Source organism: Amycolatopsis sp. QT-25 (assembly GCF_029369745.1).
Classification (GTDB): domain Bacteria; phylum Actinomycetota; class Actinomycetes; order Mycobacteriales; family Pseudonocardiaceae; genus Amycolatopsis.
The window spans coordinates 183,508-205,415 of record NZ_CP120210.1 but is presented as its reverse complement, the minus strand read 5'-3'; the positions used below and the strand labels follow the sequence as shown (position 1 = coordinate 205,415).

The 21,908-nt window shown below is 69.5% G+C and carries 21 protein-coding genes; 9 read left to right on the top strand and 12 right to left on the bottom strand.

Features of this window, described 5'->3' with window-relative positions; genetic code table 11:
* Window positions 1-7 precede the first annotated feature (7 nt).
* Entirely contained in the window at window positions 8-1,138 is a 1,131-nt protein-coding gene (locus tag P3102_RS00970) for a DegT/DnrJ/EryC1/StrS family aminotransferase (RefSeq protein ID WP_276365746.1), read from the bottom strand.
* Window positions 1,139-1,269: 131 nt separating this feature from the next.
* On the opposite strand from P3102_RS00970, the gene P3102_RS00965 reads away from it, so the two are divergent.
* The gene (locus P3102_RS00965; protein WP_276365744.1) at window positions 1,270-4,410 is read left to right on the top strand and encodes a BTAD domain-containing putative transcriptional regulator; all 3,141 of its coding nucleotides are present in this window, start codon (window positions 1,270-1,272) and stop codon (window positions 4,408-4,410) included.
* On the opposite strand, the gene P3102_RS00960 is transcribed toward P3102_RS00965, so the two are convergent.
* Window positions 4,380-5,069 carry a hypothetical protein gene (locus tag P3102_RS00960; RefSeq protein ID WP_276365742.1) on the bottom strand — a complete coding sequence of 230 codons (690 nt, stop codon included), beginning with the start codon at window positions 5,067-5,069 and terminating at the stop codon, window positions 4,380-4,382. The genes P3102_RS00965 and P3102_RS00960 overlap by 31 nt on opposite strands.
* Window positions 5,066-5,299 (bottom strand): hypothetical protein, encoded by a 234-nt coding sequence (locus P3102_RS00955; RefSeq protein ID WP_276365741.1) that lies wholly within the window; start codon window positions 5,297-5,299, stop codon window positions 5,066-5,068. The genes P3102_RS00960 and P3102_RS00955 overlap by 4 nt, the downstream gene beginning before the upstream one ends.
* Window positions 5,300-5,472: 173 nt before the next feature.
* On the opposite strand from P3102_RS00955, the gene P3102_RS00950 reads away from it, so the two are divergent.
* Window positions 5,473-6,564 carry a C45 family peptidase gene (locus P3102_RS00950; protein WP_276365739.1) on the top strand — a complete coding sequence of 364 codons (1,092 nt, stop codon included), beginning with the start codon at window positions 5,473-5,475 and terminating at the stop codon, window positions 6,562-6,564.
* Between the two features lie 8 nt (window positions 6,565-6,572).
* On the top strand, window positions 6,573-8,108 hold the full coding sequence (locus tag P3102_RS00945; RefSeq protein WP_276365737.1) for an MFS transporter: 1,536 nt from the start codon (window positions 6,573-6,575) through the stop codon (window positions 8,106-8,108).
* A gap of 128 nt (window positions 8,109-8,236) precedes the next feature.
* Here P3102_RS00945 and P3102_RS00940 read toward each other — a convergent pair whose 3' ends face one another.
* Entirely contained in the window at window positions 8,237-8,740 is a 504-nt protein-coding gene (locus P3102_RS00940) for a nuclear transport factor 2 family protein (RefSeq protein WP_276365735.1), read from the bottom strand.
* Window positions 8,737-9,333 (bottom strand): TetR/AcrR family transcriptional regulator, encoded by a 597-nt coding sequence (locus tag P3102_RS00935; protein WP_276365734.1) that lies wholly within the window; start codon window positions 9,331-9,333, stop codon window positions 8,737-8,739. Before P3102_RS00935 ends, P3102_RS00940 begins: the two co-directional genes overlap by 4 nt.
* Before the next feature lie 56 nt (window positions 9,334-9,389).
* On the opposite strand from P3102_RS00935, the gene lhgO reads away from it, so the two are divergent.
* Complete coding sequence (gene lhgO, locus P3102_RS00930; RefSeq protein ID WP_346660154.1) at window positions 9,390-10,598, top strand: L-2-hydroxyglutarate oxidase; 1,209 nt, start codon at window positions 9,390-9,392, stop codon at window positions 10,596-10,598.
* Between the two features lie 75 nt (window positions 10,599-10,673).
* Here the strand turns inward: lhgO and P3102_RS00925 are convergent, their stop codons facing one another.
* Entirely contained in the window at window positions 10,674-11,687 is a 1,014-nt protein-coding gene (locus P3102_RS00925; RefSeq protein ID WP_276365731.1) for a DUF3558 family protein, read from the bottom strand.
* Window positions 11,688-11,713: 26 nt separating this feature from the next.
* Window positions 11,714-12,982, bottom strand: coding sequence for a serine--tRNA ligase (gene serS, locus P3102_RS00920; protein ID WP_276365729.1), 1,269 nt, complete (start codon window positions 12,980-12,982; stop codon window positions 11,714-11,716).
* Window positions 12,983-13,115: 133 nt separating this feature from the next.
* Here serS and P3102_RS00915 point away from each other — a divergent pair, with 133 nt between their 5' ends.
* Window positions 13,116-14,399, top strand: coding sequence for an aspartate aminotransferase family protein (locus P3102_RS00915; RefSeq protein WP_276365728.1), 1,284 nt, complete (start codon window positions 13,116-13,118; stop codon window positions 14,397-14,399).
* A 9-nt stretch (window positions 14,400-14,408) separates the two neighbouring features.
* Here the strand turns inward: P3102_RS00915 and P3102_RS00910 are convergent, their stop codons facing one another.
* The 4 genes from P3102_RS00910 to P3102_RS00895 all read right to left on the bottom strand — a co-directional run bounded on the left by P3102_RS00910 (window position 14,409) and on the right by P3102_RS00895 (window position 17,661).
* Window positions 14,409-15,314 (bottom strand): haloalkane dehalogenase, encoded by a 906-nt coding sequence (locus P3102_RS00910; protein WP_276365726.1) that lies wholly within the window; start codon window positions 15,312-15,314, stop codon window positions 14,409-14,411.
* A 70-nt stretch (window positions 15,315-15,384) separates the two neighbouring features.
* The gene (locus P3102_RS00905) at window positions 15,385-15,837 is read right to left on the bottom strand and encodes a DUF350 domain-containing protein (protein WP_034309700.1); all 453 of its coding nucleotides are present in this window, start codon (window positions 15,835-15,837) and stop codon (window positions 15,385-15,387) included.
* Window positions 15,838-15,885: 48 nt separating this feature from the next.
* Complete coding sequence (locus P3102_RS00900) at window positions 15,886-17,052, bottom strand: glutathionylspermidine synthase family protein (protein ID WP_276365724.1); 1,167 nt, start codon at window positions 17,050-17,052, stop codon at window positions 15,886-15,888.
* Window positions 17,053-17,661, bottom strand: coding sequence for a hypothetical protein (locus tag P3102_RS00895; RefSeq protein ID WP_276365723.1), 609 nt, complete (start codon window positions 17,659-17,661; stop codon window positions 17,053-17,055).
* Between the two features lie 94 nt (window positions 17,662-17,755).
* Between P3102_RS00895 and P3102_RS00890 the strand changes: the two genes are divergently transcribed.
* From P3102_RS00890 to P3102_RS00875, 4 genes are all read left to right on the top strand, one after another.
* Window positions 17,756-18,760: a septum formation family protein gene (locus P3102_RS00890; RefSeq protein WP_276365721.1), complete on the top strand. Its 1,005-nt coding sequence runs from the start codon at window positions 17,756-17,758 to the stop codon at window positions 18,758-18,760.
* Between the two features lie 4 nt (window positions 18,761-18,764).
* Window positions 18,765-19,115, top strand: coding sequence for a metallopeptidase family protein (locus P3102_RS00885; RefSeq protein WP_034309691.1), 351 nt, complete (start codon window positions 18,765-18,767; stop codon window positions 19,113-19,115).
* Between the two features lie 230 nt (window positions 19,116-19,345).
* Complete coding sequence (locus tag P3102_RS00880) at window positions 19,346-20,605, top strand: MFS transporter (protein WP_276365719.1); 1,260 nt, start codon at window positions 19,346-19,348, stop codon at window positions 20,603-20,605.
* Between the two features lie 60 nt (window positions 20,606-20,665).
* Window positions 20,666-21,103 carry a hypothetical protein gene (locus P3102_RS00875; protein WP_276365718.1) on the top strand — a complete coding sequence of 146 codons (438 nt, stop codon included), beginning with the start codon at window positions 20,666-20,668 and terminating at the stop codon, window positions 21,101-21,103.
* 27 nt (window positions 21,104-21,130) lie between these two features.
* Here the strand turns inward: P3102_RS00875 and P3102_RS00870 are convergent, their stop codons facing one another.
* Window positions 21,131-21,775, bottom strand: a complete 645-nt coding sequence (locus P3102_RS00870; protein WP_276365716.1) for a DUF4232 domain-containing protein — start codon at window positions 21,773-21,775, stop codon at window positions 21,131-21,133.
* Window positions 21,776-21,908 lie beyond the last annotated feature (133 nt).

The following is a 21,908-nucleotide window of genomic DNA, read 5'->3' as shown; positions in this document are numbered from 1 at the left end:
TTCTCTCCTAGCTCGGCAGTGCGGCGCTGACGGTCTCGATGACCCGGTCGACCTGGCCATCGGTGAGGTTGGCGTGCATCGGGATGGCGAGATGACGGGCGAAGAGGTCCGCCGATACCGGCAAGGTCTGCTGCTTGCCGTAGATGGGCTGGAGATGCGAGGCGTAGGTGCCGAAGTTGCACTGCACGCCCTGCTCGCGGATCCGCAGCGCGAGCGCGTCGCGGTCGATCTCCGGGGCCACGGTGAGAAGGTAGGCCTGCCACGGGTGCTCGCGGTCCGGCAGTTCCACCGGGACGTCGAGACCGGGCAGGTTCTCGAACGCCTCGTGGTAGCGCTTGGCCACCGAACGGCGGGCCGAGAGCAGGTCCGGGAGACGGTCGAGCTGGACGTTCATGATGGCGGCCTGCACGTCCGAGAGCCGGAAGTTGTAGCCCAGCTCGTGGAACTCCGGGATCGGCAGCGCGCCGGAACCCTCGCGGGTGATGGCGGGCTCGATGCCGTAAGTGTGCAGCTTGCGCGCGTGCGCGATGAGGTCTTCGCGGTCCGAGACCAGCGCGCCGCCCTCGCCCGCGGTGATGCCCTTGCGGCCGTGGAAGGAGAACGCGGCCAGATCGGCGAGGCTGCCCGCCGGACGGGTCTTGTAGGTCGCGCCCGCGGCGCAGGCGGCGTCCTCGAAGAGCCACAGGCCGTGCTTGTCGGCGATCGCGCGGTATTCGTCGAAGTCACCGGGCTGCCCGGCGACGTCGACGGCGAGGATGCCGACCGTGCGGGGGGTGATCGAGCTTTCGATCGACGCCGGGTCGGCGCTCCACACGTCGGGACGGATGTCCGCGAACACCGGCGTCGCGCCCGCCTGGAGCACGGCGTGACCGGTGGCGGGGAAGGTGTAGTCGCCGACGATCACCTCGTCGCCCGGCTTCACGCCGAGCACACGCAGCCCGAGGAAAAGTGCCGAGCCACAGTTGCTGGTGGTCAGGGCGTGTGCGGTGCCGACGGTCTTCGCGAAGCGTTCTTCGAAACGGCGGCAAGCGGGCCCGGCACCGGCAAGCCAGCCGGATCGGAACACTTCCGCCACCGCGGCGAGCTCTTCGTCGCCGACGGTCGGCTGACCAAGGACCACCGGTTCGTGCTCAGACATACCTTTTCACCCGCTTCCGCAGCCCTCTCCCGTTGCGTGGGGACCCGGCGAAGTGTATAGACGCCGATCGGCGTGGTTCGGGCGGGCTGGATCCGCCCAGGTCAACGCTCGGGCCCCGTTAAGGTGCCTTTATGCGATTCGGCGTTCTGGGGGCGACGGAGGTGCGCCGCGAGGACGGCACCGCCGTGCCGGTCGGCGGGCCCAGGGTCCGGACGTTGTTCGCGTTGCTCGCGCTGGAAGCCGGCCGGGTGGTTCCGGCAGAGCGGCTCATCGACGGGCTTTACGGCGAGAAGCCACCCGAAGGTGTGGCGAACGCGCTGCAATCACAGGTCTCGCGGCTGCGCGGTGCGCTGAAGGAGCTCGCACCCGTCGAGTTCAGCCCGGCGGGTTACCGGCTGGCCGTAAACCCCGACGACGTCGACGTGCACCGGTTCGAGCGCCTCGCCGTCGAAGGGCGCCGCACTCTCGCGGCGGGAGACGCCACGAAGGCGGCCGAACTGCTTCACGACGCCCTCCGTCTCTGGCGCGGCCCGGCGTTCGCGGACATCACCGACGCGCCGTTCCGCGATCCGCAGGTCACCAGGCTGAACGAGCTGAAGACGTCGGCGCTCGAAGACCGCGTCGAGGCCGAACTCGAGTTGGGAAGGCACGAAGACGTCCTCGCCGAGCTTCGTGAGGTCGTCGATACCCAACCCCTGCGGGAACGATCGCGGGCGCTGCTGATCCGCGCGCTGCACGCCGCGGGACGGCAGGCCGACGCGCTCACCGCGTTCGAGGACGCCCGCCGGGTCCTCGCCGACGAACTCGGCGCCGATCCAGGGCCGGATCTCGCCGCCGCACATCTGGCCGTGGTGCGCGGTGAGCCGCCGAAGACCAGGACACCGCCCGCCAAGACCACACCGCTCCCCGCCCAGCTGACCAGCTTCATCGGCCGTGAAGGCGACCTCCGGCACGTGCTCGGCAGGCTGGACCGCTCGCGGCTGGTGACGCTGATCGGTCCCGGTGGGACGGGCAAGACCCGGCTGGCCATCGAAACCGCGGCCGCGACGGACCTGCCGGTGGTCTTCGTCGAGCTGGCGCCCTACACCGAAGGCGCCGACGTGGCGCACGCCGTGCTGACCGCGCTCGGCCTGCGCACGGTCCCGCTCGGGACGGTCACCGCCCCGGTGGAGAACGCGCCGCTCGAGCGGCTGATCGACGCGCTCGCCGAGCGGGCGGTCCTGCTGGTGCTCGACAACTGCGAGCATGTGATCGAGGCCGCCGCGAAACTGGCCGCCCGGCTGCTCGGCGCGGCCCCCGCGCTGCGGGTGCTCGCCACCAGCCGCGAGCCGCTGGGCATCACCGGCGAGGTCGTCTCCCCCGTGCCGCGGCTCGCCGTGCCACCGCCGGGTACGCCACCCGCCCGGTCGCTGGAGTTCGCCGCGGTCCGGCTGTTCGCCGACCGCGCGCGAGCGGGCGATCCGGGCTTCGCCGTCGACGACACCACCGCCGGCGACGTCCAGCGGATCTGTGCCGCGCTCGACGGGTTGCCACTGGCCATCGAACTCGCCGCCGCGCGCGTGCGGACACTGACCGTCGGCGAGCTCGCCTCTCGGCTGGACGACCGGTTCGGGTTGCTCTCGCGGGGCAGCCGGGCCGCCGAGAGCCGCCATCGCACCCTGCGCGCCGTCGTCGAATGGAGCTGGGATCTCCTGACGGAGGACGAACGCCTGCTGGGCAGGCGGCTGACCGTGTTCGCGGGCGGCACGACCCTCGCCGACGCCGAAGCGGTCTGCGCCGTTCCGGACACCGCGGAGCTCCTTCCGTCCCTTGTGGACAGATCGCTGGTGGAGCGCACCGGGGACCGGTATCGCCTGCTCGAAACCATCCGGGCCTTCTTCGCCGGGAAACTCGCCGAAGCCGGCGAAACCGAGCAGCTTCGGCGCGCGCACGCCGAGCACTTCCTGGCCCTCGCCGAGCGGGCGGATCCGCTCGTGCGCACCGGCGAGCAGCTGGTCTGGCTCGATCGGCTCGACGCCGCCTACGACGACCTCCTGGCCGCGTTGCGCTGGTCCGCCGAGTCCGACGTGCGGATCGCGCTCCGGCTTTCGGCTTCGCTGGTGACGTACTGGTGGATGCGCGGCCGCCGGTTCGAAGGGTCGACGCTGAGCCTGGAAGTGGTCGAACAGCTCGGACAGCGGCCGCCGGACGGTCTCGAAGAGGAGTACCAGCTCTGCGTGCTCACCGCCGCCGCGGGACTGCGGGGTCACGAAGCACTCGACAGGCATCTGCCGCTGGTGAACGACCTCATGCTGACAATCGTCGAACCGCCCCGGAACCCGGCGCTCCTGCTGCTGATGGGCGTCGTGAGCGGCCCGCCCGATGACGACGACGCGCTGATGAAACGCGGCCAGGCGCTGCTGGCGCACAGCGATGCCTGGAGTCTCGCTCTCGCGCCGACCGGTTACGGCCTCCGCGCGATGATGCAAGGTGACCTCGAAACGGCCGAACAGTTCTTGCGCGAAGGGGCGGAGGAGTTCCGCCGGATCGGGGAACGCTGGGGCCTTTCGATGGCCCTCGACCATCTGTCACAGATTTTGATCTGGACGAACCGGCAAGCCGAAGCGCTCGAAACGATGAACGAGGCCCTGCGGTTGATCCGGGAACTCGGCGCGTCCGACGACAACGCGGACCTGCTGTGCCGTCGCGGCGGGAGCAAGCTGCTCCACGGCGACGCGGCGGGAGCGCGGGCGGATTTCGAACTCGCCATCGAGATCGCGCGCCGCGCCGGGATGCCGGAAAGCCGGGCGGCCGGCTACATCGGGCTGGCGTTCCTCGCCCGGCACGAGGGCGATCTGGCCGGGGCCCGCGCGCTGAGCGAACTCGGGCTCGCGGAGTGTTCCGGTGGTTCGTTCGCGGCCGAAGGGGTCCGTGCCGGCGCGAGGATTTCGCTCGGCTGGGTGCTGGCCGCGGAGGGCGACGCCGACGGCGCCGAAGAACTGCACCGGCTGGCGCTCGTGTCGGCGGACCGCTGGCACGACAGCACCACGGTGGCCCTCGCCGTCGAAGGCCTCGCCGGGGTCGCGCTGCTGCGCGGCGACGCCGAGCGGGCGGCGGTCCTGATCGGCGCCGCGGTCACCATCCGGGGTACCCCGTTCGCGGTCGATCCGGACGCCGCCCTGCTCCGGACGACCGTGCGGGAGCGGCTGGGCGACGACTTCGACCGGGCCTACCGCCGAGGGCTGGGCCTGCGCGGCGCCGCTCACCTGGCCGGATCGCCCAGCGAGTCCTGAGCGCGGGTCAGCAAGGTCCCCTGCGGCGCGAAGCGGCCGACGGCGTCGGCGAGGAGACGCTGGTCGAGTTCGGTGTCCTGGATGGCGACGTACAGCGGCGCCGCGTTCACCGGGACCGCGCCGAGCCGGGTCATCCCGGGGCCGACCGGGTCGATGGTGAGCCGGATGACGTCCCGCCAGGGCACGACGGTCCGCTCGACGCGGACACCGACCGCGTCCAGATCGAAGAGCACCCATTGCCGGTCGTGCAGCGATTTCACGGAGGCGATGGCCGCGCAGCCGATGGCGATCGCGATGATCCGCAGCACGCCGGGCCCGTCCAACGAACCGACCAGGGCGATGAACCCGAGGACGGCCACGACCATTCCGCTCAGCTTCGCGGCGCCGACCAGGCCCGCGTTCGGTTCGTGCACCCGGAACCGCACGGCACGCGTCAGGTGTCGGGTGAGCACGCCGCCACCGATCGCGGCGGCGAGCGCGAACACCGTCATCACCAGTGAAGCCGGGGAGAAGTCCACGAGGACGTGGTAACCGGCGACCAGCGCGACGAAGGCGCCTACGACGGTCAGCATCAGTGCCGGTTTGTCCTTGCGCACGTCCCGGCGGTCGGGCGAGGCTTGGTCCGGCGCGGCGAGGAAGCCGCCGTCGATGTGCCTCATCGGGCGTCACGCCGTGTTGCGTCGCCGGCCGCCGCGGCGTGGGCACGACGGTCGCGCTGACGGCGGTCGAGGACGTACAGCAGCGTGCCGGCGCCGGCGCTCACCGCGGCGTAGAGGAGGTCCTGCAGGCCGTCGTCCGGGTAGCCGGTGGAGAACTCGATCATCGCGAGCGCGACGAACAGGACGCTGATGGCGCCACCGGCGATGATGTACACCTTGTTGCCGATCATGGTTTCCCTCGCTTGTCGTTGCCTTGGTGAGAGCACTTTCGCGGGGGGCACATGACATTCCGATGACAGGCACAGCCAGGCACCGCCAGGCACAGCCAAGCACCGCCAAGCACCGCCAAGCACTGACAGCGTTCGGTACGCGGACGGTCAGCGGTCGCGGAGACCCTCCGCCCATGACCTACTCAGCGGGATCACCCGAAGACTTCCTCGCCGTGCGGCAGCTGACGTCGCGCGGCACGCAGGCCGAAATCGGCCATGCGCTCGGCGCCGAAGCGAAGGCACGCTCCGACTGGTCGCCACCACCGATCGATCCGATCGTGGCCAAGGCGCGGTACACCTGGTTCGCGCGGAACTGGCCGCAGTACGCGGAACGCACGGCCGGGTTCGCCGAGGCCTACGGGCTTCCCGCCGACGCGGCGGTCTCGTTCGACAACGCGAGCGCCCTGCCCGCCGGGTCGGGCTGCTCGGCGCTGTGGACGGGGAGCACGCTCGGCCGGAACTACGACTTCTTCACCCTGAGCTGGACCCAGCTCGGCGCGGTGCTGGCGGGTGAGGAACCCGTCGACGACGGGACGGTGCCCGTGGCGTCACGGCCTTACGTGCTGACGACGATCCCCGACGACGGCATCGCCTCGACCTCCCTTTCCATGTCCACATTGGACGGCGCAACGGAAGGGGTCAACGAGGCGGGGCTCGTCGTCGCGCTGCTGATGGCCGACGTCGAAACGGCCACTCCGCTGGAGCACGACCCTCAGGCGGGCCTCTCGGTGCTGCAGGTGTGCCGGTATCTGCTGGACACCTGTGAAACCGTCGACGAAGCCAAAGAAGCGCTGATGCTCGCCAAGCAGTACACGCACGGCGCGCCCTGCCACTACATCGTCGCCGACGCCTCCGGCCGCGGCTTCGTCCACGAACGCGGGGAGCACGACGTCGAGTACTTCGTCGAGGTCGCCGAAGGGCCGCTGTGCGTCACGAATCACCTGCTGCACCGCCATCCGGACCTCGACGCGCTGCCCGAGGACAACCCGGAGACCATGCGCACCTACGAACGGCTCCGCACCCTCACCAAGGAAGCCGGCGCCGGGCCGCGCGACGCGCTCGACGCGGTGTCCTTCGCGGTCGAGCCCGGCGCGCCGTGGCGGACGTTGTGGCGCAGCGTCCTCGACCCGGCGGCCCGCACGATGAGCACCCGGTTCTACCTCGGTGACGGCGACAACGGCACCGCGCGGCACTCGCCGGAACTCACCTTCGGCGTGTCGAGGTGAACGGCGCGGTGACCATCGGGAAGGGCCGCAAGATCGGCACCGTCGTGGTCTGCGTGCTGGCGCAGCTGCTGATCGCGATCGACCTGACCGTGCTGCACCTGGTGCTGCCGTCGCTTTCGGAGCAGCTGCACCCGTCGACCACGGAACTGCTGTGGATCGCGGACGCGTACGGCTTCGCGCTCGCCGGACTGCTGATCACGATGGGCAACATCGGCGACCGCGTCGGCCGGAAGAAGCTGCTGCTCATCGGGGCGTCGCTGTTCGGTGCCGCTTCGGTGCTCACGGCGTACGCGCCGACCGCGGAACTCCTGATCGCCGCCCGCGCGCTGCTCGGGATCGCCGCCGCGACCCTGATGCCGTCGACGTTGTCGATCGTGCGGAACGTGTTCACCGGCAAGGAACGCGCGGCCGTGATCGGCGTTTCGAGCGGGCTGACGATCCTCGGTTTCGGCATGGGGCCGCTCGTCGGCGGGGCGCTGCTCGAGCGTTTCTGGTGGGGTTCGGTGTTCTTGGTCAACGTGCCGGTGGTGGTGGTCATGGTGCTCGCCGGCGCGCTGATCCTGCCCGAATCGAAGAATCCGGTGTCCCAGCGGATCGACGTGCCCAGCGTGCTGCTCTCCGTCGTCGGCATGGTCGGGATCGTCTATACCATCAAAGAAGTCGCCTACCAGGGCTGGGGACACTGGGACGTCGTGGTCGCGGCCGTGCTCGGGCCGGGCTGCCTGCTCGCGTTCGTCCTGCGGCAGCCGCGGCTGGCCGAACCGCTGATGGACCTGCGGCTGTTCGCGCAGCGGGCGTTCTCGGCGACCGTCGGCACCACGATCCTGGCGATGTTCGCGCAGCTCGCGGTGTCGCTGATGTTCGCGCAGTACCTGCAACTGGTGGCGGGCTGGTCGCCACTGGAGTCCGGGCTCGCCGGGCTGCCGGGGATGGGCGGCGCCATCCTCGGCGGGGTGCTCGCGCCGCCGGCCATCAAGGCCTTCGGTCGTGCCGCCACGATCGCGCTCGGCTGTGCCCTGTCGGCGGTCGGCTTCGCGTTGTACTCGAGCATCGGCGTGACGATCGTCTACACGGACCTGCTCGCGGCGATGATCGTCTTCGGGGTGGGGCTGGCGCTGATCCTCACCGTCGCGACGGACACGGTGCTCGGGGTCGTGCCGAAGGCCAGGGCGGGCGCGGCGTCGGCGATCTCCGAGACGGCGACCGAACTCGGCGGGGCGCTGGGGATCGCCGTCCTCGGCAGTGTGCTCGGCGCGCTGTACCGGAGCGAACTCGTCATCCCGGCGGGCGTGCCGCCCGAAGCGATCTCGGACACCCTCGGCGGGGCCGTCCAGGCCGCGGCACAGCTGCCGCCCGAGCAAGGAGCGCTGGTGTTGGCCAGTGCGAAGTCGGCGTTCGTCGACGGGTTGCAGGTGACCATGCTGTGCTCGGCGGGGCTGATGGCGTTGCTGGCGGTCAGCGCGTTGTTCAGTCTGCGCGGAGTGCCGAAGGTTCTCGAAGACCCGGAAGAAACTTCGCTTGCTACACCGGTTTCGGTGGGCTGAAGCGACCTTCACAGACTTGAAGGGCACGGGCGGTCATGAGGGGGACCGCTCACGACGATGGAGGAATCGGGACGTTGAGGGTCCCCATTCCTCCATCGTCGAGAAGGCGTTCCGGTTCCCGTGCTCGATCAGCGGACGTGAAGGCCCCTCGGTCCGGCGAGCGGGACGGCACGGCGGTCACCGGACCGCACCGTGGCCAGCAGGGGTTTCGCGGCCACCGCCAGGAGCCGGGCCGCGAAGGTGCGGCCGTTGCGGCGCGCGATGTCCGGACCGAAGGCGTCCATCAGCGCGACGAGGCCGGGCAGGGGCCGCACGAACAACGTCACTTCGGCGATGAGCCCGTCTTCGCCGAGTTTCAGTACCGCCGCCTCTTCGATCTCCTCACCGCCGATGCGCGCGGTGTAGACGACGACCCGCGTCCGCCCGTCACCGGTGTCGGTGTGGAACCGGACGTCGCGCAGATGCGTGTACGCGACTTCCAGCAGCGGCCTGAGCTCCGCGTGGCCGGTGAACCGGACCCGGTCGGTCAGCGGCGAACGCACCACGGCGTCCGGTGCGAAGGCGTTCAGCGCGAGTTCGACGTCCCTGGTCTCGAGGGCCCGGCGGTACCGCTCGGTGGTCTCGGTGCTCATACGTCCTCCTGGATCAGGTTCCCCAGTCCGCGCCACAACAGATCCGTCGTGAGCGCGACGACCTGCTCCCGCGGGATGTCCCGGTTGCTCCACCACCAGGTGGCGATGGCGTTCAGCGCGCTCTTCGCCGCTTCGGCGAGCGCTTCGTTCGCGCGGTCGCGCGGCAGGTCCGCGGTCAGCGCCAGGCCGGGCACGCGCGCGAACACCTCGGTCAGCCGCTCGGTGGCCCTGGCCTGCCCGCGCCGGTGCACCTCGGCGACACCCTCGTCGGACGGCGTCTCGGCGAAGATCATCCGCCAGCCGCGTTCGTTCGTCTCCATCCAGGCGAAGATCGCCGCCACCCGGCCGCGCAACAGCTCCTCGGCGGTGCCCGCGGACGGCAACTCGGCCCAGCCGGCCAGCAGACTGTCCACTTCGGACTCCAGAAGCCCGGCGTACAGCGCCGCCTTGGCCGGGAAATGGTCGTAGAGCACGGGGGTGCTGATCCCGGCGGCCGTCGCGACCTCACGCATCCCGGCCAGGTCGTACCCGGACGCCGCGAACACCCGCGCCGCCGCGGCCAGGATCCGCTCCCGGCGTTCGTCCTTGCTCAACCGTTTACCTGACATCGGTCAGGTACGCTATCAGTCAACCTGACGGGTGTCAGGTAGTGCTCCGGGTAACCTGGTCGATCGTGCGTACTGTCGTAGTGATCGGGGGCGGGATCGTCGGGCTCGCCACCGCCTGGGAGCTGACCAAACGCGGGCTGGACGTCACGGTGGTCGAAAAGGAGGACCACTGGGCGGCCCACCAGACCGGGCACAACTCGAACGTCGTGCACGCGGGGCTCTACTACAAGCCGGGTTCCTTCAAGGCCAGGATGTCCACCGCGGGCAATCGGTCCATTGTGGACTTCGCGCGGCAGTACGGGGTGCCGGTCGAAGTGTGCGGCAAACTGGTCGTCGCCACCTCGGAGGCGGAGCTGCCGGCGCTGAAGGTGCTCGCCGAACGGGCCGAGGCCAACGGTGTCCCGGCCAAGCTGATCACCCCGAGCGAGGCCCGCGAGTACGAACCCGAGGTCTCGTGCGTCGCCGCGCTGCGCGTGGAATCCACCGGCATCATCGACTTCGCGGGCGTCTGCGCCGCGCTCGTGCGGCTGCTCGACGAATCCGACGCCGACCTGCGTCTCGGCACGCCCGCGTTGGGGATCCGCCCTGGCCGCACCGGTGGTGTCGAGGTGGCGACCGGCGACGACGTGCTCCACGCCGACGCCCTCGTCAACTGCGCGGGCCTGCACGCGGACCGCGTCGCGCGGCTCGCCGGGCTCACCCCGAGCGCGCGGATCGTGCCGTTCCGCGGCGAGTACTACGAACTGAAACCCGAACGCCGCCGGCTGGTGCGCGGGCTGATCTACCCGGTCCCGGACGCGTCGCTGCCGTTCCTCGGCGTGCATCTGACCCGCATGCTCGACGGCAGTGTGCACGCCGGCCCCAACGCCGTGCTCGCGCTGCGCCGCGAGGGCTACACCTGGCGCGACTTCTCCGCGAAGGACCTCGCCGAGGTCGCCCGCTTCCCCGGCGTCTGGCGGCTCGCGCGCAAGTACGCGTACCCGACCGGCCTCGACGAGGTCCGCCGGTCGTTCTCGAAGCGCCGCTTCGCCGAAAGCCTCGCGCGGCTCGTGCCCGCCGTCACCGAGGACGACATCGTGCGGCACGGCTCCGGTGTCCGCGCGCAGGCGCTGCGCCCGGACGGCGCGCTCGTCGACGACTTCCTGATCGAGACCGCGCGGAACCAGGTGCACGTCCTCAACGCGCCCTCACCGGCGGCGACCAGCGCGCTGGAGATCGCGAAGTACATCGCCGACGAGGTGACGGACTAGCCTTCGCATGGCCGGAAAGCGATCACGCGTGATCGGAGACGCGACTCGCGTGATCGGAGGCGCAACTCGCGTGCGCTAGGACGAGGGCGGCAGATTCCCGTTCAGCAGCGGAACAGCCGCCTTGATCACTTCGCACGCCTTCGCGGGATCGTCGAGGTTGCCCGCGATGATCGCGACCGTCGAGGTGGCGGTGATCGACAGCCCCGCGGCGCACAACTTGCCGCCCGACTCGGTGTAGAGCTTCCACTTGCGGTCGCCCGAGTCGAAGTCCTGCGGTTCGCCCTGCGTGATCAGCGTCGGGACTTCGTCCATCGGCTTCGCCGGGTAGAACCAGAGGTCGAACGGCTTCTCGCCCTTGTCGCCGTCGGTGTCGGCCCACTCGCAGCCGACCACGTTCGGATCGGACGTGGACTTCAACGGTTCGCCGGTGGGGCCGAGCCGCAACTGCGCGGTCTGCTCGGGCTTGAGCATGGCGCACGGATCGGTGGTCACGAGCGGCCCGCCCGGCTCGGCGGGCTTCTGCCCGGGTGGCGCGGTGATCTGCGGGTCCTGCTGACCACCCGGCAGCTTCGACGCCACGGCCGGGGCCGCCGCCTTGGCCAGTTCGCACGCGTTGCCCTCGGTGTGGTCGGGGCTCTCGCTGGCGATCTCCACGAAGGAGTCCGGGGTGAGCTCCGTGCTCAGCGAGCAGTAGGTCGGGCCGAGGATGGTGGCGTACCGCGTCCAGGTGAACCCGCCGAGCCCGAACTTCTCCCCGGGCTGCGCGCCGCTCATGTAGTCGTTCAAGGACAGGTCCTTGCTCAACGACACCTCGAGGTTCGACGCCTTGCGCACGTCCTCCAGTTTCCGGAACCGGCAGACGGCGGGGACCTTCTGTTCGGGCTTGGCCGCGCGTTCTTCTCCGGGGTAGGTGACGCCCAGCGCTGTCGCGTGTTCCTGCGTCAGCAGTTCACACGGCTCGGCCTTCGTGACCACCGGCCCCTGACCGGGCACCGGCGAGGCCGTACCGCCGATCGTCGACGTGCAGCCGCCGACCGTCAGCATCGCCAGCACCGCCGGCCCGATCGCGAGCGAATTCCGAAAGCGCATGCGTCCCCTCTTCCTCGGCGCGGACCCTACTTCGATGCCGGCGTGAGCACCTCGGTTCCGCCGAGGAAGGGGCGAAGTGCCTCCGGCACCCGGACCGAACCGTCTTCGAGCTGGTGGTTCTCCAGGATCGCGACGATCCACCGGGTGGTGGCGAGCGTGCCGTTCAGCGTGGCGACGGTCTGCGGGCGGCCGTCGTCGTCGCGGTAGCGGATGCCGAGACGGCGGGCCTGGAACGTCGTGCAGTTCGACGTCGAGGTCAGCTCGCGGTAGGTGTCCTGCGACGGCACCCACGCCTCGCAGTCGAACTTCCGGTACGCGGACGTGCCGAGGTCGCCGGTGGCGGTGTCGATCACCCGGTACGGGACCTCGATCTTGGCGAGCATCTGCTCTTCCCAGTCCAGCAGGCGCGCGTGCTCGGCTTCGGCGTCCTCGGGACGCGTGTAGACGAACATCTCGACCTTGTCGAACTGGTGGACACGGATGATGCCGCGGGTGTCCTTGCCGTACGAACCGGCCTCGCGGCGATAGCAGGACGACCAGCCCGCGTAGCGCTTCGGTCCCTTCGCCAGGTCGAGGATCTCGTCGGCGTGGTAGCCGGCGAGCGGGACCTCGGAGGTGCCGACGAGGTACAGGTCGTCGTCGCGCAGCCGGTAGACCTCCGACGAGTGCGCGCCGAGGAACCCGGTGCCCGCCATGATCTCCGGCCGCACCAGGGTCGGCGTGATCATCGGGGTGAAACCGTTCGCGGTGGCCTGCGCGATCGCCATGTTCAGCAGGCCGAGCTGCAACTGGGCACCGATGCCGGTGAGGAAGTAGAACCGCGAGCCCGAGACCTTCGCGCCGCGCTCCATGTCGAGTGCGCCGAGGCCCTCGCAGAGTTCGAGGTGGTCCTTCGGCGCGAAGTCGAACTTCTTCGGCTCACCGACGTGCTTGAGCACGACGTAGTCGTCCTCGCCGCCTTCGGGCGCGTCGGGGTGGACCAGGTTCGGCACCAGGCGGTGCAGCTGCTCGAACTCCTCCGAAGCCGCGGTCTGCTCGACCTCGGCCGTCTTGACCTGGGCGGCGAGGTCTTTCGCCTTGGCGAGCAGCTCGGCCCGCTCGTCGCCCTGCGCCTTGGGGATGAGCTTGCCCAGCGACTTCTGCTCGGCGCGCAGCTTGTCGGCGGCGGCGATGGACGAGCGGCGGCGGGAGTCGAGGGAGAGCAGCTTGTCGACCGCTCCTTCGTCCTCGCCACGGGCGCGCTGTGAAGCGCGCACGACGTCCGGGTCATCGCGCAGAGTCCTGGGGTCAATCACGAGTGCTGAGAGTAGTCCGTGCGAGCCGCACAACATGTGCGGGTCCGCGCGGATAACCCGACAGTCTGATCGTTGCCGCCCGTTTCGGGCCGTCCCCATACTGAGATCTCCCTGCTGCGGACGGAGAAACCCGATGACCGATGCGGACCTGCTGGCGCGGCACAAGGCGGTACTGCCGTCGTGGCTGGCGCTCTACTACGACGAGCCGATCGAGATCGTGCACGCGCAGGACCGCCGGGTCATCGACTCGACCGGGCGCAGCTACCTCGACTTCTTCGCGGGCATCCTGACGAACTCGATGGGCTACGACGTCTCGGCGATCAGCGACGCCGTGCGCAAGCAACTCGACACCGGGATCCTGCACACCTCGACGCTGTACCTGATCCGCTCCCAGGTCGAGCTGGCCGAGCGCATCGCGAAGCTCTCCGGCATCCCCGAGGCGAAGGTGTTCTTCACGAATTCCGGGACCGAAGCCAACGACACCGCGCTGATGCTCGCCACCCAGTACCGGCGCAGCAACCAGGTGCTGGCGATGCGGAACTCGTACCACGGCCGGTCGTTCGCGACGGTCGGCATCACCGGCAACCGCGGCTGGTCGGCGTCGTCGCTCAGCCCGGTGAAGGTGAGTTACGTGCACGGCGGCTATCGGTACCGCAGCCCGTTCCGGGCGCTTTCGGACACCGAGTACATCGACGCGTGCGTCGCGGACCTGGTCGACGTCCTGGAGACGGGCACTTCGGGTGACGTCGCCTGCATGATCGCCGAGCCGATCCAGGGCGTCGGCGGGTTCAGCTCGCCGCCGGACGGCCTGTTCAAGGCGATGAAGGAAGTCCTCGACCAGTACGGGATCCTCTTCATCTCCGACGAGGTCCAGACCGGCTGGGGCCGGACCGGGGAACACTACTGGGGGATCCAGGCGCACGACGTCGTCCCCGACGCGATGACCTTCGCCAAGGGCCTCGGCAACGGGCTCGCGATCGGCGGTCTCGTGGCGCGCGGCGATCTCGTCGACTGCCTGACCGCGAACTCGATCTCGACCTTCGGCGGCAACCCGGTCGCGATGGCGGGCGCGGCCGCGGTCCTCGACCACATCGCCGAGGGCGACCTCCAGGCCAACGCCCTCGCGCGCGGCAACGAACTGCTCGGCGGCCTGCGCGCGGCGGGGAACCCGCTGATCGGGGACGTCCGCGGCAAGGGACTGATGATCGGCGTCGAACTGGTCGAGCCGGGCGGTATGGAGCCGAACCCGGGGGCCGCGGCGCGGATGATGGAGGAGACCAAGGCGCGGGGGCTGCTGATCGGCAAGGGCGGGCTGCACGGCAACGTGCTGCGGATCGCGCCGCCGATGACGCTCACCGCCGAGGAGGCCGCCGAAGGCCTCGGCATCGTCACCGACGCCCTGGCCGCCATCTCCTGACAAGTGCGTTCAGGAGCGGGCGAAGCGGGCGATGACCTCGCCCAGCCGTCCACCGGCGTCCTCCTGGAGGAAGTGACCGGCGCCGGTGATCGTCGGATGCTCGAGCTCCCGTGCGCCGCGCATCGAGCCGCGCAGTTCGAGACCCCACGGAGCGGTGATCGGGTCGCCGTCGGAGAACGACACCAGGAACGGCTTGTTCAGTTCGGCGAGCACCTTCAGCGCGGCGCGGTTGGCCGCCGAAGCCGGATCGTCCGGGGTGATCGGCACCAGCGACGGCATCGCCCGCGGCGCGGCCTTGTACATCTCGTTCGGGAAGGGCGCGTCGTAGGCGGCGCGGACCTCGTCCGGCAGCTTGGCCTGGCAACCCGACTGGACGAGCCGCCCGACGTCGAGGATCTGGGCGTTTTCGACGGTGTCGCGGAACTTGTGCCAGAGCTCCGGCATGTCCGTGTCGCCGGTGGGGAGGCCGGTGTTGGCGGCGACGACCCCGGCGAACCGGTCGGGGTTCTCGGCGACCAGGCGCAGGCCGATCAGGCCGCCCCAGTCCTGGCCGACCAGGGTGACGTCGGTCAGGTCGAGCACGTCGAAGGCGAACGCGCGCATCCATTCGACGTGCCGCTGATAGGTGTGGTCGACCATGTCGCCGGGTTTGTCGGACCGGCCGAAGCCGATCAGGTCGGGCGCGATGGCGCGCAGTCCGGCGGCGGCGAGCACCGGGATGACCTTGCGGTAGAGGTAGGACCAGGTCGGCTCGCCGTGCAGCAGGAGGACGGGCGGCCCGTCCGCCGGTCCGGCCTCCACGTAACCCACTCTGATCACGCCGCCGTGAAGGTCGACGAGGTCCGCGTAGCGCGGTTCGAAGTCGAAGTCGGGCAGGTCCGAGAACCGGTCGTCCGGTGTCCTCAAAAGGCGCACGATTCCCACGCTAGTGGGAATCGTGCGCCGATGCCGTTTTCAAGTGGTCAAGCTGTGATCCTTCAAACGGTCACGAAATGCCGACGGCCACGACGAGGCCGAGGGCGAGGTGCGCGGCGGCGACCACGACGCTGACCGGGGCGAACTTGTCGCTCTCGATGGTCGAGCGGACGTCGATGCGGGTCGCCCACTCCAGCAGCCGGACGGCCAGCACCTGCACCACGATGCCGAGCAGGCCGTAGACCAGCGAGGTGATGAGGCCCTCGGTCAGGTCGCTGGCGGAGTTCGCGATCGCCACGACGACGATGAACGCCATCGACAGCAGGCCCGACGCGGTGACGATGACCGCGTTCGGCAGGCCCCGGCTGACCAGCTGGGACAGCTTGCCGGGCGTGGTCCAGTCGATCGCCCAGAACCCGGCGAACATCAGCAGCAGACCGACGACGCCGTACAGCAGGATCGCGCCGATCCCTCGCACGAGGTCGGAGCCGAACGTGTCGGACAGCGCAAGGGTGGTGGTCACAGGGGTTCTCCAGAAGTCAGGAATGTCAGGTTTGTGCGCTTGCTTCTATCACGACTCGACGATGCGATGCGGGACGAACGCCGCACCGTCGTCCGTGACGAGTCCTGCCGTCTCGCGGATGCCGAGGCCGGCGGCCTGGTCCCCGACGATCCACGCACCGAGCGCGGGCCGGTAACCCTGGAACTCCGGGAGCGGGTCGAACGCCTGGTAGACGAACCCTTCCGCGCCGTAGACGCCGTCGGTCTGCGTCTCGTAACCGGTGGCGACGATCTGCACGTTCGCGCCCTCGCGGCCGAGTTTCGGCTTGCGGACGTACTCGGTCAGCAGGCCGGGGTCGTCGGCGAAGGCGGGCAGCAGGTTCGGGTGCCCGGGGTAGTTCTCCCACAGGATCGCGAGCAGCGTCTTGTTGGAGAGGATCATCTTCCACAGCGGCTCGACCCACAGCGTGCGCGGCATGGTCTCGACGGCGAAGCGGCCGAACTCCTCGTCGACCACCCATTCCCACGGGTAGAGCTTCACCACGGTCGCCATCTGCGCTTCTTCGAGGTCGACGAACCGCTTGAGCACCGGGTCCCAGCCGATCTCCTCGATCGACAGGCCGACGGTGTCGAGCCCGGCTTCGGCCGCGGTCTCCTGCAGATACGCCGTCGTCACGTGGTCCTCACCGGAAGGATCGGCGGACGACCAGGTGAAGTGCAATTCGTTCGAGGGCAGCTTGTCGGCGAGTTCGGCCCAGCGCTCGACCAGCTTTTCGTGGATCGAGTTCCATTGGTCGCTCTCGGGGAAGACCGTGGTCTTCCAGTGCCACTGCAGTACCGCGGCCTCGAGCAGCGAGGTCGGGGTGTCGGCGTTGTACTCGAGCAGCTTCGCCGGGCTCTTGCCGTCGTAGCGCAGGTCGAAACGGCCGTAGACGTGCGGATCCTGCCGCTTCCACGACTCCGCGATATGCGGCCAGACCCACTCGGGGATGCCGAAGCGGTGGTACTGCTCGGTGGTGATCACGTTGTCGACGGCTTCGAGGCACATCGAGTGGAGCAATTCCACGTCCGCCTCGACGGACAGGATCTCGTCCATGTCGAAGACGTAGTGGACCGACTCGTCCCAGTACGGCCGGGACTTGCCGGAGCCGTCGCGGGCGGGGGTGCCGAAGACCAGGCCCTGTTCCTCGACGATGTTCTGCCAGTCCCGCCGGGGCGGCTGGGAATCCCGGTACACCTACGAGCCCCCGCTCTTGCCGCTGCTGCCGCTCTTGCCGCTGATGCCGAACCCGCCGCGCTGGACGGACTTGCCCGATTTGGTGCTGACGTTCGCGCCCGACGGCGCGGTGTACGAGCCGCCGGAGACGCGCTGCCCGATCTGCCCGGTCCCGCCGTAGTTGTAGCGGTAGCTCTGCATCGGCCCACCGAAACCGCCGATCGGGAGGAAGAAGAACCCACCGCTGACGTAACCGCCCTGCGACCGGACGTAGTTCTCGTCGCAGTTCCGGTCGTCCTGGACGATCTCCGTGTCCTTGGCGGCGCAGACCGCCGTGACCTCGTCCGGCTTCGCGACCGTGTAGAACGTCGCGACCAGACCGACCAGACCGACCGTCACCCCGGTTCCGATCAGGATCTTCTTCTTGGTCGAAGACTTCTTCTCGGCGGCGCGAGCGGCTTCGGCTTCAAGCTCCTCCTGGCGTTCCTGCTCCGCCAGCGCCTGCTGCCGTGCCCGTTGCTCGGCAAGCGAAGGCTGCCGCGTCTGCGTGCTGTCGTCCTGGAAGCGCATCGAGCCGCGCTTCGGCGGCTCCTGGGGCGCCTGTGCCCCCTGGTTGTCATCCTGCGTCATCGAAGCTCCGTAATCGCCCGCCGGCCCGAACCCGTGTCCAACACTAACCACCCGGTATGCGCACCTTACGTGCGGCGCGGGCATCATGGAGTGGATGTCTCAACAGGCCGAGCGGTTCCGTGACCCGCGAAACGCGCTGAGCAGCCTGCGCACCCGGCTCGTCATGGCCGGTGTGTTCGCGGGCGCGATCATCGCGCTTTCGCTGAGTGTGGCGTTCTCGTGGAATGTGGGCCCGGAAGGCGGTGCGGGCGGCGGCCCCCCCAAACTGTCCCCCGCCGCGGCCGAAGCGTTCCAATCTCCCCCTGGCACCTGCCTGACCTGGAACAATCCGGACGCCACCGACGCGCGGCGCGTCCCGTGCGGGGACGCGCACCTGTTCGAGGTCACCAGCATCGTCGACATCGGCGTACAGTACCCACCGGGGGTACCGAGCCCGAATCTGGAGCAGTGGCAGGAGATCTCCCACTCCCGTTGCACCATCGACGTCAAGCCGTATCTCGGTCGCAACCTGGATCCGTACGGCAAGCTGAGCATGAACCTGCTCCGCCCGACGCCCGCACAGTGGGCGGACGGTGACCGTCAGTTGCGCTGCGGTCTGCAATGGGCCGGTCAGAGCGGCAAGCTCCAGCCGACCAAGGGCCCGGCGAAGGAGCAGGACCAGTCCGCGGTGTGGGAGCCGGGCACGTGCCTCGCGCTGCTCAACAACAGTTTCGGCGACCCCATCGACTGCGCCAAGCCGCATTCGTACGAGATGATCGCGACGATCGACCTCAAGACGAAGTTCAAGGACGGCTACCCGTCGCAGGAGCAGCAGAACACCTGGCTGGACACCGCATGCTCGACGGCCTCGCAGGAGTACACCGGCAACGCGGACCTGGCGGCGAAGAAGCTCATCCTCAGCTGGGACGTCCGCGAGCAGGAGAGCTGGGACGCCGGGTCGACGCTGGTGAACTGCAAGGTCGCGGCCGTCCTGCCGGACAACAAGGGGCTCGCGCCGGTCACCGGGAGCGTGAAGGTCGGCAAGGGCGACGCCCCGCCGCCGGAGAGCGGCCAGACGAGCCCGCCGGCGTCCTCTGCCGCCCCGAAGACCGGAGGCTGAACCCGTGCCCGTCGAGATGACCCAGCAACGCTTCGAAGAGCTGGTTTCGGAGGCACTGGACGAACTTCCCCCCGAATTCGCGGACGCGATGGACAATGTCGTGGTACTCGTGGAGGAGTTCAACGAGGAGTCGCCCACGATCCTAGGGCTCTACCACGGCGTCGCCCTGACGGAGCGGACCCACGAGTACGGCGGGGTGCTGCCGGACCGGATCTCGATCTACCGGCGCCCGCTACTGGAGATGTGCGACACCGAGGAGGACGTCGTCGAGGAGGTGCTGATCACGGTGATCCACGAGGTCGGCCACCATTTCGGCATCGACGACGCACGGCTGCACGAACTCGGCTGGGGCTGAGCCGGTGGACGAGCGATAGCAAAGGTCCCTTGCTCCGCCGGCGGAGGCTCCGCCGGCGGCGGATTCCGTGTCGAAGGAGGCATGGTCGGTGATTTTTGTGCGTCGGGCACCAAGAGATCTCCGGATTCTTAACTCGGTGTAACAACGCCGACACTTTGGGCGACAGCCCCGCTAAACTTTTCGACACGTTGTCGTCGGCCGGCGCCGGCGAATGCCTGGGGAGGCGGTGCATGGCCGAATCGGCGGCGCGCAGGAGGGGTGACCGTCGGTTGCGCTGGCTGCTCGCCTCCAGCGCGGCGTCGAACCTCGGCGATGGGATCGGCAAGGTCGCCTTCCCGCTGCTCGCGGTCACCCTGACCCGCGACCCGCTGCTCATCGCCGGTCTCTCGGCGACCCAGTTCCTCCCCTGGCTGCTGTTCGCGTTGCCGGCCGGCGCGCTCCTCGACCGGATCGACCGGCGGCGCGCGATGATCCTCGCGAACAGCGCCCGCGCGGTGGTCGTCGGCGGGACGGCCGTCCTGGTCGCGGTGGGCGGGGTGACGATCTGGGCGGTCTACGCCGCCGCGCTGCTCATCGGCTTCGCGGAGGTGGTCGCCGACAGCGCCGCGAACGTGCTCATCCCGGCGGTCGTCGGCAAGGAATCCCTCGACAGCGCGAACAGCAAGCTCCAGGCCTGCGAGATCGTCGGCCAGACCTTCCTTGGCGGGCCGGTCGGCAGCGCCACCTTCGCGCTCTTCGCGACGTTCCCGTTCTTGCTCAACTCGGTGGGTTTCGCGATCGCGGCGGTCGTGCTGATCGGCCTCGCCGGAAGCTACCGCCCGAAGGCCGCGGAAGGCGCCGGCACCGACCTTCGCGCCGAACTGGCGGAGGGTTTCCGCTGGCTGAAGGGCAACCGGCTGGTCCTGCGCCTGGTCGTCATCGCCGGGTTGATCAGCCTGGTCAGCGAACTCGCGCAAGCCCAACTGGTGCTGTACGCGATCGAGTACCTGCGTCTCAGCGAGGCGGCCTTCGGGCTCTTCGCGTTCGTCGGCGGCATCGGCGGCCTGCTCGGCGCCGCCATCGCCCCGCGGCTGGTGAAGGTGACCAGCCGTCGCGCGGTGCTCCTCGGGGGCACGGTCTTCTGCGGCACGGCGTTCACCGGCATGGGCCTGACGGCTTCGCCGGTGGCGGGAGCGGCACTGTTCGGCCTGTTCGCGGCGGCCGTCGTCGCGGTGAACATCGTGCTCGGGACGGCACGGCACACGCTCGTCCCCGGCGAACTGCTCGGCCGGGTCCTCGGGGTGTGGCGCACCGTCGTCTGGGGGGCGATCCCGGTCGGCGCTCTGCTCGGTGGCGTCCTCACCCACGCCCTCGGTTCGCCTGCCCGGACATTCCTCACGTCGGGGCTTCTGCTGTTCGGTGTGGCCGGTTTCGCGTTCGTCTCGTTACGCCGGGGAGCCTTCGATGACGAATCGGCCACGGAGGTGCGGGTTCTCCACCAAGACCGGTGAAAACAACGGACGTTGGTGCTGAAATGACCCATCACCGCCACTGGTGACGGGAGGTCCGCGATGCGGCAGACACTGGTGCCGGAGGCCGGCGTGGGGACGGAACAACCTTCCAGACGCCCGCAAGTGCTCACCGCGGTCGCCGGTTTCGTGATCGGCGGCGGCGTGATCGGCATGCTGTGGGCGCTCTCGGGCGTCGAGGCGGGAGCCCTCGAAGACGCGCAGGACGCGTGCCGGGCACTGACCAGGGTCGGCACGATCCCGGACACCACCGGCTCCGCGCCCGGCGAGCGGACCGTCGCCGTGTTGGCCCCCGAAGTCCTGCACCGGATGACGGCCGCACGGGAACTGTCCGCCGCGGCGGCGGCCGCCGACGCCGCCTACCGGCCGCTGGCCGACCACATCGACGGCGTCAGCCGGATGGTGTTCAGCCTGCACTTCAACCAGATCGCCGGACAGCGGCACCTGACGCAGGCCGAACAGCTCTGCACCCAGCTCTGACCGCGGACACGACCGGCGGGACACGGCCTAACTCTTGTGGACGGTCCTGACGGTCAGCTGGTTGCCGGGGATCTGCCCCGCGCAGCCGAGACCCTGCACCGGCACGAAGTTCGACGCCGTTTCCTGCGGCAGGTACACCCGCAGCCCTCGGGTCTCGGTCGGCTTGCAGACCGCCTCGTCGTAGTTGCGGACGTTCACGAAGCCGACGTCCGCGGCCGCGCTCTCGCCGTTGCCGAGCCGGACCGGCGCACCCTTGTCACCGTCGCGGAAGGCGGCTTCACCGACCTGGTGACCGTCCGCGCCGGTCACGTAGGAGATACCGGGAAAGCCCTGAATGGTGCACGGATGCCCGCTCACGTTGGTGATGACGAGCCGCCGGTACACCGTGCCCGCGGCGGCGTCACCGTCCTTGACGGACAGTTTGACGTCTCCTGCCTTGCAGAGCCCGTCGCTCCTCGGCTCCTGCGCGGGCTGCTGGACCGGCTGCGAAGCCGGCGCCGGGCTCGAAGAGCTCGCACTGGGCGCGGCCGAGGTGTCCGGCGCCGAAATGGACGGTGACGCGGACGTGTTCTGCGCGACAGGTGTCGTCTCGGCACCGCACGCGCTGAGCAGCAGGAGTCCGGTGGTACCCGCGACGAGACCGCCGATGGAGATCATCTTCGAACGAACCATGGTCCTTCGCCTCCCTGTAGCTACACACAGCCAGACACAGTCGGACACTGTCGGACACTGTCGGTTGACCCACCGTCCAGTAGACGTGTTGTCCGCGGTGCGGGTTGCGCCCATCCGGTTAATTCCCCACAAG